The organism is Streptomyces niger (genome assembly GCF_000718305.1).
GTDB classification, from domain to species: domain Bacteria; phylum Actinomycetota; class Actinomycetes; order Streptomycetales; family Streptomycetaceae; genus Streptomyces; species Streptomyces niger.
In genome coordinates this window covers 86,516-100,845 of sequence record NZ_JOFQ01000013.1, presented here as the reverse complement: position 1 = coordinate 100,845, position 14,330 = coordinate 86,516, and the positions used below count along the sequence as shown (strand labels likewise).

At 72.4% G+C, this 14,330-nt stretch carries 13 protein-coding genes and 1 tRNA gene; 8 read left to right on the top strand and 6 right to left on the bottom strand.

The annotated features are described in order from the left end of the window. Positions 1-37: 37 nt before the first annotated feature. Entirely contained in the window at positions 38-802 is a 765-nt protein-coding gene (locus IF20_RS24675; protein WP_052867483.1) for a glucose 1-dehydrogenase, read from the bottom strand. Positions 803-862: 60 nt separating this feature from the next. Then, entirely contained in the window at positions 863-1,510 is a 648-nt protein-coding gene (locus tag IF20_RS24670; protein WP_052867482.1) for a TetR/AcrR family transcriptional regulator, read from the bottom strand. A 319-nt stretch (positions 1,511-1,829) separates the two neighbouring features. Between IF20_RS24670 and IF20_RS24665 the strand changes: the two genes are divergently transcribed. Both IF20_RS24665 and IF20_RS24660 read left to right on the top strand, forming a co-directional pair. Further along, entirely contained in the window at positions 1,830-2,789 is a 960-nt protein-coding gene (locus tag IF20_RS24665; RefSeq protein ID WP_052867481.1) for a hypothetical protein, read from the top strand. Positions 2,790-2,818: 29 nt separating this feature from the next. Next, entirely contained in the window at positions 2,819-4,549 is a 1,731-nt protein-coding gene (locus tag IF20_RS24660) for an APC family permease (protein ID WP_234426806.1), read from the top strand. Between the two features lie 34 nt (positions 4,550-4,583). Here IF20_RS24660 and IF20_RS24655 read toward each other — a convergent pair whose 3' ends face one another. Then, entirely contained in the window at positions 4,584-4,988 is a 405-nt protein-coding gene (locus IF20_RS24655; protein WP_407702551.1) for a (2Fe-2S) ferredoxin domain-containing protein, read from the bottom strand. 98 nt (positions 4,989-5,086) lie between these two features. Between IF20_RS24655 and IF20_RS24650 the strand changes: the two genes are divergently transcribed. Together IF20_RS24650 and IF20_RS24645 are read left to right on the top strand one after the other, a co-directional pair. Beyond that, positions 5,087-6,478: a cytochrome P450 gene (locus IF20_RS24650; RefSeq protein WP_052867480.1), complete on the top strand. Its 1,392-nt coding sequence runs from the start codon at positions 5,087-5,089 to the stop codon at positions 6,476-6,478. Positions 6,479-6,849: 371 nt separating this feature from the next. Continuing rightward, positions 6,850-8,496, top strand: coding sequence for an ABC-F family ATP-binding cassette domain-containing protein (locus IF20_RS24645; protein ID WP_052867479.1), 1,647 nt, complete (start codon positions 6,850-6,852; stop codon positions 8,494-8,496). Positions 8,497-8,522: 26 nt separating this feature from the next. Here IF20_RS24645 and IF20_RS24640 read toward each other — a convergent pair whose 3' ends face one another. After that, on the bottom strand, positions 8,523-9,227 hold the full coding sequence (locus IF20_RS24640) for an HAD family hydrolase (RefSeq protein WP_052867478.1): 705 nt from the start codon (positions 9,225-9,227) through the stop codon (positions 8,523-8,525). Between the two features lie 210 nt (positions 9,228-9,437). Then, positions 9,438-9,525, bottom strand: a tRNA-Leu gene (locus tag IF20_RS24635). Between the two features lie 297 nt (positions 9,526-9,822). Between IF20_RS24635 and IF20_RS24630 the strand changes: the two genes are divergently transcribed. The 3 genes from IF20_RS24630 to IF20_RS40745 all read left to right on the top strand — a co-directional run bounded on the left by IF20_RS24630 (position 9,823) and on the right by IF20_RS40745 (position 12,744). Further along, complete coding sequence (locus tag IF20_RS24630; protein WP_052867477.1) at positions 9,823-11,169, top strand: M20/M25/M40 family metallo-hydrolase; 1,347 nt, start codon at positions 9,823-9,825, stop codon at positions 11,167-11,169. Positions 11,170-11,387: 218 nt separating this feature from the next. Continuing rightward, complete coding sequence (gene chpH, locus IF20_RS24625) at positions 11,388-11,621, top strand: chaplin ChpH (protein ID WP_052867476.1); 234 nt, start codon at positions 11,388-11,390, stop codon at positions 11,619-11,621. 172 nt (positions 11,622-11,793) lie between these two features. After that, a complete protein-coding gene (locus IF20_RS40745; protein ID WP_052867475.1) occupies positions 11,794-12,744 on the top strand; it encodes a chaplin in 951 nt (316 codons plus the stop codon). Between the two features lie 390 nt (positions 12,745-13,134). Here IF20_RS40745 and IF20_RS24615 read toward each other — a convergent pair whose 3' ends face one another. Next, the gene (locus tag IF20_RS24615) at positions 13,135-13,323 is read right to left on the bottom strand and encodes a DUF5703 family protein (protein ID WP_030252120.1); all 189 of its coding nucleotides are present in this window, start codon (positions 13,321-13,323) and stop codon (positions 13,135-13,137) included. Between the two features lie 47 nt (positions 13,324-13,370). Between IF20_RS24615 and IF20_RS24610 the strand changes: the two genes are divergently transcribed. Next, positions 13,371-14,189 (top strand): hypothetical protein, encoded by an 819-nt coding sequence (locus IF20_RS24610; RefSeq protein WP_052867474.1) that lies wholly within the window; start codon positions 13,371-13,373, stop codon positions 14,187-14,189. Positions 14,190-14,330: the final 141 nt, after the last annotated feature.

The following is a 14,330-nucleotide window of genomic DNA, read 5'->3' as shown; positions in this document are numbered from 1 at the left end:
CGCGCCGCCGGATGCCGCACCGGTCGCCCGGCGCGCCTCACTGCCCCATCACGTACTTCACCGTCGGCCCGGTCGTCCAGCCGCCGTCCACCGCCAGTTCGGCGCCGGTCACGTACGACGCGGCGTCGGAGAGCAGGTACACCACCGCGCTCGCGATCTCGTGCGGCTCGCCGACCCGGCCCATCGGGGTGTTCGGGTAGTTGCCCTCGCCCTGCTGGATGCCGACGCCGGCCGTCATCGGGGTGTACGTCATGCCCGGGTGCACGGAGTTGACGCGGATGCGGTCCGTACCCAGCTCCACGGCGGCGACCTTCGAGAGGCCGCGCATGCCCCACTTCGAGGCACCGTAGCCGCCGGTCATCGCCAGGCCCATCAGCCCGGCCGCCGAGGAGATGTTGACGACGGAGCCCGCGCCGCGCTCCCGCATCAGTGGGATGACGGTCTTCATGCCGATGAAGACGCCGGTCAAGTTGATGTCGATCACCTTGCGGAAGAACTCGACCGGGATGGTCTCCAGCGGCTGGCCGGTGGATATCCCCGCGTTGTTGACCAGCCCGTCGAGGCCGCCGAACTCCGCGACCGCGAAGTTTGCCACCCGCTGCCAGTCCTCCTCGGACGTCACGTCGTGGACCAGGAAGCGGGCCCGGTCACCCAGCGCCGCCGCGGTCGCCGCGCCCTCCTCCGCGAGGACGTCGGTGAGGACGACGTGCGCGCCGGCCTCGACGGCCTGCTTCGCCGCCTCGGCGCCCAGCCCGCGCGCGCCGCCCGTGATGAGAATGGTCTTGCCGGACAGATCGGTCATCGTGCACTCCTGTGTCGGGAAGGGGAGCGCCATCGCTCCGGGAGGGGCCCCGCAGAGGCGCTACTCCGCTGCGGATCCCTGAGGCTTCGGTGCGGGGGCGCGCAGCAGCGCCACCGTGGTCGTGACGAGGTCGGCGAGGAAGACGGGCTCCGTGGTGAGCGGCCGCGCGCCGTCGAGGTACTGCCGCGCCCGGTCGGCCAGCGCCGCGCCGATCAGCGTCAGCGCCAGGTCCGTACGCTCCAGCCGGATCGGTTCGGGCAGTTCGGCGGCCGCGAGCGAGGACTCGATCCGCTCGATCAGCCGCCAGTACGCGGTCCCCGCGAGCGTGGGGTGCGGCGTCCGGGTGCGGATGCCGCTCTCGTGGCTGAGCTGTGCGGAGATTCGCAGGCAGCGCAGCCCCCGTAGGTCGCTCAGCTGGGTCGCCTCGGCCGTGACCAGCGCGCGGACCAGGTCTTCGAGGTCCGGGTCCGGCAGCTCTTCGAGGAGGGGTGTCAGCGCCCCCTCCGTACGCTCCAGCCGGCCCGCCATCACCGCGTCCAGCAGGCCCCCGCGGTCCCCGAAGTGGTACTGCACGGCCGAGGGGTTGCTCTGGCCGGCCAGCCGCACGATGTCGCGGGTCCGGGCGCCGTCGACGCCCTGTGCCGCGAAGATCTCCTCCGCGGCGCGGATCAGCTTGTCCCGGGTCTCGGTCCCCGACGTTCTCGCCATGCGGGCAATATTAATACTCGACATTATTAATTGCGCGAGGGCGGTGGGAAGCGGTGCGCGTGCGGGCGACTGCGGTGGCGCGGGCGAGGGGTGGCCGAACGGTGTGCGCGAGGGGAGGGGTTACCGTCGCGTTTCTTCCGAACCGGTGCGGCGCCGAGGGGCTTTGGGGGCATCTGGGGGAGCTCGGTCGGGGGTTGACGAGGACCCCTGCTGCCGCTTTGCTGTCTGTGATCACCTCGTGTCGATCCGTTCATCAAACCTGCACATGTCCGCCCCGCGCGGGGTTGCGGAGGGAAAGCGCCGTGGAGAGACGCCTCGCATGACTCCACCGCCCCCACCCCCACCGCTGGGGCGCGCCCGCCGCAAGGACCCCGCCGCGGTCCGTGCCGCGCTCGACGACGCCGAGCTGGCCGCGGCCCTGGACGCCCTCGACCGGGGCCGCTGGACCGTCGCCCGCTCCCTCCTCGCCGCGACCGGCACCGACTGGGACCGCCGCGGCCACCGCCTGATGGCGCTCGGCGCGGCCCGCTCCGGCGGCGTCTGGGCCCGCGAGTGGCAGCTCGCCGAGCCCGACAGCCCCGACGCCGCCGCCTTCCTCGCCACCGCCACCGTCCACCGGGCCTTACGCGGCCGGGCCTCCACCGAGATCGCCCACGAGAGCTGCCTGGCCGCCGCCCGGCTGGCGCCCGCCGACCCCACCCCCTGGCTCGCCGCCCTGTCGCTGGCCCGCGCCACCGGCACCCCCGACGCCTGCGAATACGCCTTCGACCAGGTACGCGCCCGCCACCCCGGCCACCACCACGCCCACCACCTCATGGCCGCCTGCCTCGCCGAACACCAGCAGGGCGACACCGACGATCCGCTGCACCAGGTCTACGACTTCGCCGCCTGGGCCGTCGAACAGGCCCCCGAGGACTCCCCGCTGGCCGTCCTGCCCGTCGTCGCGCACGCCGAGCGGTACCGCGTCCTGGCCGCCGCGGGCCTGGAGCCCGCCGACCCGGTGGCATCGGGCCACTGGGTCACCCGTCGCGCCCGCCAGGCCATGAAGACCGCCTTCGACTGGTGGCTGGAGTGGGAGGGCGGCGCCGGCCACCCGCGCGGCAAGGTCGACCTGAACTTCCTCGCCCACGCCAAGTACTGCGAAGGGCGCCTGGCCGAGGCGGCGGCCCTCTTCCACCGCATCGGCCCGTACGTCACCGCCGAGCCCTGGGGCTACCCCGCCCGCGACCCGGTGCGTGCCTTCCGGGCCGCCCGCGACATCGCCCTGCGGGTCACCTGATCCGCCGCCCCGGAAAGGACCGCTCCGCCATGCCGACCGGCGCCCCGCACGAGATCAGCACCTTCAAAGGCCAGGAACGCGCCCTGCGCGCCGACCGCATCGGCACCCCCGGCCTCCTGCTGTCGGTGCTGGCCGCCGGCGCACCGCTGATGGTCGTGGCCGGCGTCATGGCGACCGCGTACCAGGTGACGGGCGTCGTCGGGCAGCCGCTGCTGTTCGTCGTCCTCGGCGTGGTCATGGCGCTGTTCAGCGCGGGGTACGCGGAGCTGAGCCGGCACGTGCACAACGCGGGCGCCCTCTACGCCGGCATCGCCAGGGGGCTCGGCGGCACCGTGGGCGCCGGCGCGTCCTTCGTCGCGCTCGCCGCCTACGCCGCCCTCCAGGTCGGCATCCACGGCCTCTTCGGCTTCACCTGCGCCGCGCTGCTCGGCACGCTCTTCGGCAGCACCGTCGCGTGGTGGGTCCCCGCCGTCCTCGCCGTCCTGCTCACCGGCGCCCTCGGCGCCCGGAAGATCGGCCTCACGGCCGGAGTACTCGGCGCCCTGCTCCTCGCCGAGGTCGCCCTCCTCGTCGTCCTCGGTCTCGCCTTCGCCGCGCGGCCCGGCCCGCAGGGCCTCACCCTGCACGCTTTCGACCCCACGACGCTCGGCGGCACCAGCCTCGGCGCGGCCCTGTGCTTCGCCGTCGCCGGCTTCCTCGGCTTCGAACAGGCCCCGGTGTACGCCGAGGAGACCAGCCGGCCCCGGACCGCCGTGGCCCGCGCGATGTTCCTCGCCGTCGGCTTCTCCGCGGTCCTCCTCGCCGCCGGCTCCTGGCTCCTCGGGGTCGCCACCGGCCCGGACCACGTCGTGGCCGCCGCGGGCGAGGAGGGACCCGGCCTGCTCTTCGCGCTCGCCGAGCCCCGCCTCGGCGGCCTGCTCACCGACGTCCTGCGCGTGTCCTTCGTGACCGGCAGCTTCGCCTCGATGCTCAGCTTCCACCACGTCGTGGCCCGCTACGCCTTCGCCATGGGGCGCGAGGGCCTGCTGCCCGCCCCCTTCGGCCGCACCTCGAAGACCGGCGGGGCCCCGGCCCTCGGGTCGCTCCTGCAGACCGTCGTGTCGCTGCTGGTCGTCGTGGCGTTCGCGGTCACCGACCGGAGGCCGGCGGGCGACCCCACCACGCCCGTCCTGCGCCTCTTCGCCTGGGGCGGCAGCCTCGGCGCCCTCGGGGTCATCGCCCTGATGGCCACCTCTTGCGCGGCGGTCATCGCCTTCTTCGTGCGCCGCGGCGCGGGCCGTGCCCAGGCCGGCCGGCTCACCGCAGCCGCCGTCGCCGGCCTCGCCCTGCTGGTCGTCCTGATCTACGCGGTCAAGGACTTCGGCGTGCTGGCCGGGCCCGGCGCGGGCCGGCCGCTCGTCCGGTGGCTGCCCGCCGTCATGGGGCTCGCCGCCGTCGCAGGACTCGTGCACGGCCGCGTGCTGCGCGCCGTCCGTCCCTGGGTGCACGCCCGGATCGGCCTGGGCAACGAGGCGTTCCAGCTGGACAAACTGAACAAACTGAACAGGCTGGACAAGGTGGCCAAGTTGAAGAAGACGGACAAGCCGAAGAAGGCGGAGAAGGCGACCACCGCCGAGCCGCGGTTGTCGCCCGGGAACGCCGTACGGGAGGGGTACGGAGACGCCGCACGGGAGGGATGCGGAAACGACGTACGCGAGGGACGCGGAAACGACGTACGCGAGGGATGCGGAAACGACGCACGGGAGGAGCGCCGGCCATGACGGCCGCGGTCGCGACCGCAGCCCCCGGCCGCCCTCAGCCCGGCAGGCCCTCGCTGACGCGGCGGGAGACCTTGATCGCGTACAGGTCGAGGACGCCGGGCGGCTCGGCGATGCCCGGGCCGCCGGCCCGGATCCAGGCCGCGATGTCCGCCAGCGCGTCGTCGTCGTTGACCAGGCCCAGCCAGACGGGCCGGCCGCCCGCCGCACGCCCCTCGGGCGACGGCTGGACCACGACCACGTTCGCCTGGTCGCAGACGTCCAGGCACTCCGAGGCGCGCACCGGCGCTGCACCGTCCAGCGCCGCGCGCAGCCGCGGAATCTGGCCCGCGTGGTCGACGCCGGGGATCTTGCTCGCGTCGCCGCAGCAGCAGCCACGGCACACCGTGACGCGGCAGGAGGCGGCCCGGTCGGCGGGTCGGCGGGAACGCTTGTTGATCACCGGTCCATGGTACGGGCCACCGCCGCCGGTCCGACCGGCCCCCGGGTGTGGCCCTCAACTCGTCGTATCGGGAGAGGGATTGGGGTAGGACCGGAGGCATGACCGGAACTGATACCGATGTGCACGCCGAGGCGCGCCCCGTAGAGGCGATCCCCGGACCCAAGGGCCTGCCCCTCCTCGGGTCGATGTTCGAGCTGCAGCAGGACTCCCTCGGGGCCTTCCTCCGGGCCCGCCGCGACCACGGTGACGTGGTGCGCATCTCGGCGGGGCCGCCCGGGCTGCGGACCGTTGTGCACGGCGTGTTCTCCGCCGAGGGTGTGCAGCAGGTGCTCGCCACGGAGTCGGCGAACTTCCGCAAGGACAACCCCTTTTACGAAGAGGTCCGGGTGGCCTTCGGGAACGGCCTGCTGACCAGCCAGGACGCCGACTACCTGCGGCAGCGCCGGCTGGTGCAGCCGCTCTTCACCAAGCGCCGGGTCGACGGGTACGCCGACGCCATCGCCCAGGAGGCCGCCGCGGTCACCGCGCGCTGGCACGGGCGGGAGGGCGTCGACCTGATCGAAGAGATGAGCCGGCTGGCGCTGCGGACGGTCGCGCGCATCCTCTTCGGGGCCGACGTCGAGGCCGCCGTCGAGGTCATCCACCGCTCCTTCCCGGTCATCAACGACTATGCGCTGAGCCGCGCGTACGCGCCCGTGAACCTGCCGCGCGAGTGGCCGACGCCCGGCAACCGCCGTGCGATGGCCGCGATCGGCGAGGTGTACGCGGTCTGCGACCGGATCATCGCCGAGCGCCGCGCGGCCCCCGACGGCCCCGTGGGCGACGACCTGCTCACCCTCCTCGCGCAGGCGGGCAGCGAGGAGGACGGCAGCCTGGACGCGACCGAGATCCGCGACCAGGTCCTGGTCTTCCTGCTCGCCGGCCACGAGACCACCGCGACCTCCATGGCCTTCACCCTGCACCTGCTCGCCCGCCACCCGGAGGAACGGGCCCGCGTCCAGCGGGAGGCCGACGAGGTGCTGGGCGAGCGCGCGCCCACCGCCGCCGACCTGGAGCGGCTGCCGTACCTGACGCGGGTGCTCAAGGAGGGCATGCGGCTCTACCCGGCCGCCCCCGTGGTCGGCCGCCGGGCCGTCGCGGACACCGAGATCGGCGGCTACCGCATCCGGGCCGGCTCCGACGTCGTGGTCGCCCCCTGGGTCACGCACCGCAATCCGGACCTGTGGGAGGACCCGGAGCGCTTCGATCCCGAGCGGTTCACGCCGGAGCGGTCGGCCGGGCGACACCGCTACGCGTGGTTCCCCTTCGGCGGCGGTCCGCGGGCCTGCATCGGCCAGCACTTCTCGATGCTGGAGTCGGTACTGGCGCTGGCGACGCTGCTGCGCGCCTACGACCTGGAGGCCGCTGATGACGCCGAGGTGCCGGTCGGTGCGGGCATCACCCTGCAGGCCAAGGGTCCGGCGCGGGTCCGGCTGCGGCCGCGCGCGTGACGCCGCGGCGGACGCCGTCCGCCGTCCCGCCGGGCGCGGTGTTCCGCGTAAACGCTACGAAAATAGCATTTGCGTTTTCGCCGCGCTCGGCGTAGCGTCAATTCCGGCCCCATTGCCGTCGACAGGAGAAGGCCGTTGCTGCTCGCCTGAGGTTCTGAGACACCGCGTTGGTTCCAGCGCGTGACCCGACTTCGGCGTGCCTTCGTGCCCACAAGACGGCCGACCAGCTGCCCCGCGTACGCGGACATGTACGCGCGATGCGTGCGACATCTCCGTACGCCTCCCCGGTGGCCGGCACCTCACGGTCCCCCGCTCCAGCGGTGTCTCCCTGTGCTGTTCCCGTCAGCCCACGCCCGCTTCAGGAGACCTGTATGTCATCCATGTACGACCGTGCCGGCCGCACCGCCTCCCTCGTCTGCACCGACCTGTCCTTCACCTGGCCCGACGGCACGAAGGTCCTCGACGACCTCCAGTTCACCGTCCGCCCCGGCCGCACCGGTCTCATCGGCCTGAACGGCGCCGGGAAGTCCACCCTGCTCAAGCTCGTCGCCGGTGAGCTCGCCCCCACCGCCGGCAGCGTGAAGACGACCGGCGACATCGGCTACCTGCCGCAACACCTCGCCCTGGACGCCACCCTCTCCGTGGACGAGGTCCTGGGCATCGCCCGCACCCGCGCCGCGCTGCACGCCATCGAGGCCGGCGACGCGAGCGAGGAGCACTTCACCGCCGTCGGGGACGACTGGGACGTCGAGGAGCGCGCCCGCGCCACCCTCGACCAGCTCGGCCTGCACGGCATCGAGCTGGACCGCACCCTCGGCTCGGTCTCCGGCGGCGAATCCGTGCTCCTCCGGCTGGCCGCCCTGCTGCTGCGCCGCCCCGACGTGCTGCTGCTCGACGAGCCCACCAACAACCTCGACCGCCGGGCCCGCGCCCGGTTGTACGAGACGGTCGAGCGCTGGTCCGGCGTGCTCGTCGTGGTCAGCCACGACCGGGAACTGCTCGACCTGGTCGACCAGATCGCCGACTTCCGGGCGGGCGAGGTCCACTGGTACGGCGGCAACTACAGCGCCTACGAAGCGGCGCTCGCCGTCGAGCAGGAGGCCGCCGCGCGCATGGTGCGGGTCGCCGAGGCCGACGTGCAGCGCCAGCGGCGGGAGCTGACCGGCGCGCACGTCGTACTGGCCCGCCGGGTCCGCTACGGCAACAAGATGTCCGCCAACAAGCGCGAGCCCAAGGTCATCATGAACGAGCGCAAGCGCCAGGCCCAGGTCTCGGCGGGCAAGTACCGCATCATGCACACCGAGAAGCTCCAGGAGGCCAGGGAACGGCTCAACGAAGCGGCCGAGGCGGTCCGCGACGACGACACCATCCGCGTCGACCTGCCGCACACCGCCGTACCCCCGGGCCGCGAGGTGCTCACCCTCCGGGACCTGACGACCCGCTGCGGCACCCGGGTCACCATGGAGCTGCGCGGCCCCGAGCGGCTCGCGCTCGTCGGACCGAACGGCTCCGGCAAGACCACCCTGCTCCGCACGGTCACCGGTGAGCTCGCCCCGGCGGCGGGCGGGGCGGCGGTCCACGTACCGCTCCGCTTCCTGCCCCAGCGCCTGGACGTGCTCGACGACCGGCTGACCGTCGCGGAGAACGTCGCCCGGTTCGCGCCGCAGGCCACCGAGAACCGCGTACGGGCCCGGCTGGCCCGGTTCCTCTTCAAGGGCGCCCGCGCCGACCTGCCCGCCGCCGCCCTCTCCGGCGGCGAACGCTTCCGCGCCACGCTCGCCGCCCTGATGCTCGCCGAGCCCGCCCCGCAGCTGCTGCTGCTCGACGAGCCCACCAACAATCTCGACCTGGCGTCCGTGCGCCAACTGGTCGCCGCACTCGACGCCTACGAAGGAGCGCTGATCGTGGTGAGCCACGACGAACGATTCCTGGCCGAAGTGGGCATCACCCGCACGCTGGACCTGGGCAACCCGCCCCAGGCCCCCGACGCGACGGAAGGCATGCCGCCCATGGAGTAGCCCCCTCAGGACACCGGGCAGCCGCCTCAGAAGTGGTGCAGCAGCTCCGTGAAGGCGGTCAGCCGCAGCACCTTCTCGTCCGCCGGGTCCAGCTCACCGTGTTCCAGCACCCACGTGTGGTCGTGCGGGATGAACACCGCGTTCATCCCGGCGGCCCGCGCGGGCAGGATGTCGGACCGGGGGGAGTTGCCGACCATCCAGACAGCCTCCGGCGTCAGCGCGTACTCCGCCGCCAGGTTCCGGTAGGTGCCCACGTCCTTCTCCGCGACGATGTGCACACCCCGGAAGTGGTGTGCCAGCGCGGAGTTGTCCACCTTCCGCCGCTGCTCCTCCGTGTCGCCCTTGGTCAGCAGCAGCAGCTCGTACCGGGCGGCCAGCTCGGCGAGCGTTTCGGCGACCCCGGGGATCAGCTCCACGATGCCGCCGTCGAACGAGGCCGCCCACGCCGCGATCCGCGCCAGCTCCTCGGCGGTGGCGTCCCGGCCGTGCAGCTGCGCCAGGCACTCGCCCAGGCTGCGCAGGAAGACCTTGCTGCCGTAGCCGTGCGTCTTCGCGTTCGCCGCCTCGACGGCGTCCAGCGCCGCGCGGACGCCCTCCCGGCCGAGCCGCAGCCCGATCTCCGGGTCGGTCATCCAGTCCAGGAACTCCTCGATGACCCGCTCGAAGACGACGTTGTTCTCCCAGAGGGTGTCGTCCGCGTCGAAGACCAGAACCTTCTCCGTGCCGCCCAAGGCAGCCCTCCCGTGCTGTACTCGTCCGTCGGCCGTCCGGCCCGCGCAGCGTAATGAGCACGTCCGACACGGCGCACCGGATTATTCACGGGGCGCACGGCCCGCAGCGTACGGCCGGCGGTGCGGCCGAGGCGGCGGCTCGTGCGGGTGCTCGTACGGACCCGGAAACGACGATTCCCCACGGTCTCGGGGAGACCGCGGGGAACCGGTTGGTGTCCGAGGGGGGACTTGAACCCCCACGCCCGATAAAGGGCACTAGCACCTCAAGCTAGCGCGTCTGCCATTCCGCCACCCGGACAAGGTGTCTGTCGGGCGGGCCGTCTGCGCCCTTCCGACGTGGAAAACCATAGCAAACATTTGGGGGTGGTCGATCACGCGCTCGGCCCAGGGGCCGGTCCGGGCGCCTCGGAGGGCGCGCCGGCCCGGCAGCCGCCTACGCCGCACCGCTCACCGCCGGCACGCCTGTGACCAGCGTGTGTCGGGAGTATGGCGGCCTTGGGCCCCGGCCCGGGGAGAGAGAGGATGGCCGAAGACCCCCGCCGCGGTGACCGCGCGTACCGGCGCGAGCCGCGGCCGTGAAGCATGAGGAGGCAGCGTGAGCGAGTCGAAGCCCGCACCGGACGCGACGAAGCCGGTCCCGGCCGTCACCGGCGAGGACGAGGTCGTCGACCTGTGCCGCGACCTGATCCGGATCGACACGAGCAACTACGGCGACCACTCGGGTCCGGGTGAGCGGGCCGCCGCCGAGTACGTGGCGGAGAAGCTGGCCGAGGTCGGCCTGGAGCCGCAGATCTTCGAGTCCCACAAGGGGCGGGCCTCCACCGTGGCCCGGATCGCGGGCGAGGACCCCTCGCGCCCCGCGCTGCTGATCCACGGGCACACCGACGTCGTCCCCGCCAACGCCGTGGACTGGACCCACCACCCCTTCTCCGGCGAGATCGCCGACGGGTGCGTGTGGGGCCGCGGCGCGGTCGACATGAAGGACATGGACGCGATGACCCTGGCGGTCGTCCGCGACCGGCTCCGCTCCGGGCGCAAGCCGCCGCGCGACATCGTGCTGGCGTTCCTCGCGGACGAGGAGGCGGGCGGCGTCTACGGTGCCGGCCACCTCGTCAAGGAGCACCCGCACCTGTTCGAGGGCGTGACCGAGGCGATCAGCGAGGTCGGCGGCTTCTCCTTCACCGTCAACGAGAACCTGCGGCTCTACCTCGTCGAGACGGCCCAGAAGGGCATGAACTGGATGAAGCTGACCGTGGACGGCACCGCCGGCCACGGTTCGATGATCCACAAGGACAACGCGATCACCGAGCTGTCCGAGGCCGTGGGCCGGCTCGGGCGGCACGAGTTCCCGATCCGCGTGACCAAGACCCTGCGGCACTTCCTCGACGAGCTCTCCGACGCGCTGGGCACCGAGCTCGACCCGGAGAACATGGACGAGACGCTCGCCAAGCTCGGCGGCATCGCCAAGCTCATCGGCGCCTCGCTGAAGAACACCGCCAACCCCACCCAGCTCGACGCCGGGTACAAGGTCAACGTGATCCCGCAGCAGGCGACCGCGTACGTGGACGGGCGCTTCCTGCCCGGTTTCGAGGAGGAGTTCGAGGCCGACCTGGACCGCCTCCTCGGGCCGCGGGTCAAGCGCGAGCCCGTGTACGCGAACAAGGCGCTGGAGACCACCTTCGACGGCGCGCTGGTGAACGCCATGCAGTCGGCGCTGCAGGCCGAGGACCCGATCGCCAAGGCCATTCCGTACATGCTCTCCGCCGGCACGGACGCCAAGCACTTCGACGACCTCGGCATCCGCGGCTTCGGCTTCGCGCCGCTCAAGCTGCCGCCGGAGCTGGACTTCGCCGGCATGTTCCACGGCGTGGACGAGCGGGTGCCGGTGGACGGCCTGAAGTTCGGCGTGCGCGTACTGGACCGGTTCATCGACCAGAGCTGAGCGGTCACCCTGCCGGGTCACGCGGCCACCGAGCGGGGACAAGGAGATGCGCGGGGCTGACGCCGCTGTCCACCACAGTCGTCAACCGAGCTCAGCCTTACGTGAGCACTTAACTGAAAAGAGTGAATGCAACCATAGGCTCGTAGCTTCATTACGCCTTCCTCGTTACAGGAAATGCGGCCCGAAGTTTGTGGTCGCACTGCCTACAAGGAGGAACAATGATCAAGAAGGTCGTCGCTGCTGCGGCTGCTGCTGGTGGTCTGGTGCTCGCCGGTGCGGGTCTGGCCGTTGCCGACTCGGGCGCGCAGGGGGCTGCCGTCCACTCGCCGGGTGTCCTTTCCGGCAACGTCGTTCAGGTCCCGGTGCACGTGCCGGTGAACGCCTGCGGCAACACGATCTCCGTGATCGGGCTGCTGAACCCCGCCTTCGGCAACACCTGCGTCAACAAGTGACGTTGCGCGTCACCCCCAGGGGGAGGTGATCCGGTCGGCTCCGCAGCGCATGCCATGCGCTCCGGGGCCGACCGGCTTTCGGTGGACGGACACCCACGACCGTCCACTCCGGGGGGACGGAAACCCACGCTCCGTCCGCCCTTCGAAAAGCGAAATGGGGAAGGGACGACCTATGCGTAAGGTCGCGAGAAAAAGCCTGATCACCATCGTGGCCGCGGGTGGCGCACTCGCCGCTTCGGGGGGCTACGCACATGCGGATTCGGGCGCGAGCGGCGCGACCGCTCATTCGCCGGGAGTGCTGTCCGGGAATTCGGTCCAGGTCCCGGTCGACGTTCCGGTCAACGTCTGCGGGAACACCGTGAACGTCGTCGGCGTGCTCAACCCGGCCACCGGCAACCGCTGCGGAAAAGCCTCGGGTGCGCAGCACGGCCACGGCTCGGGCCCTTCGGCCGGGGCCCAGGGGGGCACGCACGACTCCCCGGGCGTCGGCTCGGGGAACACCGTCCAGGTGTCCGTGAACGTACCGGTCAACATCTGCGGCAACAGCGTCAACGTCGTCGGCGGACTCAACCCCGCCACCGGCAACGACTGCGGCGGCAAGGGCTCCACCGAGTCGCCGGGCCACCCGGACGAGCCGGGCCCGCCCCAGTCGCCGGGCGACGACACCCCGCCCCCGCGGCACGAGCCGGAACACCCTGGTGAGCCGGATCACCCGGGTCAGTCGGACCACCCGGGTTCGCCGGACCACCCGGGTCAGTCGGACCACCCGGGTGAGCCAGGCCACCCCGGTGAGTCTGACCACCCTGGTGAATCTGACCACCCCGGTCAGCCCGACCACTCCGGTCAGCCCGACCACCCGGGGCAGTCCGGGAACTCGGAGGAGCCGTCGCGCCCGGGCGGTGGTGACCGCGGCGGGGACGTCCACCCGCAGACGCCGCCGCGCTCGCACCACGAGATCGTCACCACGCCCGCCGCCGACCCCCGGCCCGCCGGGCGCCAACAGCTCGCGGAGACGGGCCCAGGCCCGGTCGGCACGCTGCTTCCGGCCGGCGCGGCGCTGCTCGGCGCGGGTGTGATCCTGTACCGCAAGGCCCGCACGGCGAGTGGGGCGCGCGGCGAATAGCCGGACCTGCCGCTTCCGGTCCTGTGGTGTCGAGAGGCCGCCGGCCTGGCGAGCACCGTCTGACGTGAGGCCGTCGAAGGCTGTCGAAGGCCGTCGTGCGTGATGCAGTCGAGGCCCGCCTTATGTCATGCCGTCGGGAGTCGTCGTGCGTGATGCCGTGGAGGGCTCGCGAAGGGTGGTTATCGGCCGACGCGCGTAGGGAATCGGCCTTTTCCGGCGCGATGGGAGACGGTTCGCCTTCTCGTCACCCCACCCCCCGAACCGGGACAAATGGGAAGGGAAAATCCGCGTCTCCGAGTGATGCCCCGCCTCCGGAAAACGGGGGCGGGGCAGCCTTCTGTCCCCGCTCGACGCGGCAGCGGGGGTGACGCAGGCCCGTACGGGCCCGTGTCACCAGGTCGCGCGAATCTGGCGGATGATCCGGCGGCGCAGCCGTACCTTGCGGCTGCCGTCCGGGTTCAGGCGGAGGCGGTCCAACTCCCAGTGTCCGTACTCGGCGTGATCGGTCAGCAGGCGTGTGGCGGCCTTGCGGGAGACGCCCCGCGGCACATACACATCGCAGAATTCATATTCCGGCATCGCATCTATTGTGCGGGACCGGCCCGGGTACGGATAGCGTCTGCACTATGTCTGATGCTGCGCAGCCCTCCGCTGCCGAGGTACGTGCCGCCGCCGAGGCGGTCAAAGCCGCGCTGGACCGTCACCTCGACGCGGTCGAGCGTCGCTCGGGTGAGGACGATGCCGCCGTTTACGCCGCGTTCGACGAACTGGCCGCGGCGGCCGAGGCGTACGACGAGCTGCTCTACGACACCTACGACGAGGTCACGCCCTTCGAGATCCCCGGCAGCGACGGGCTGCCCGCGTACGCGGGGCCCGAGGAGCCGAGTGCGCTCAGCGTGCTGATCCGCCGGGACTACACCGTCGTGGAACCGCAGCGGCTGCTGTCGCAGGCGCAGCGCATCGCCGACCTCGATCCGGGCTCCGCCACGGAGCCGGGTGCCGCGCAGAGCTCGGCGAAGCCCGGCGGGAACGCGGCGTCCGCCGTGGTCGGCAGCAGCGTGCACGCGGCGCTCGGCGTGCTCTTCGGGGAGTACGAGCCCGACGAGATCGCCTCCCGGCACAAGGAGTTCGGCCTGGAGGAGGGCGATTCCACGCTCTGGGTCGCGGCGGCGGACGAGCCCCCGGAGCCGGGCGAGTGGCTGTCCGCCCCCTTCGAGCAGGCCGACCCGCAGCGCGTCGTCTGCCGCTTCGACGTCAGCTCCGTCTTCGACGAGGAACTGGGCTTCGACGACGAGGACGACCACATCGCCCACGTACCGGACGACCCCGGCGGGGACCTCCTGGACGACGACTCCGCCGGCCCCTCCGGCCGGGGCCGAAGCCGCCCGGACCCCGGCGACCGTGACGGCGGATCGGCCCTGGAGGCGGTGGAGCGGGACCGCTGACCGGGGACCGGCCGGGACGGCGGGACCGCTGACCGGGACTGAGGGACCGGGCTGACCGGGGCTGCGGGACCGCTGAACGGGACCGACCAGGTCCGGCCGGGGAAGCGCGAGTGGTTGCCGTGAGTGGCTGCTGGGGCCCGC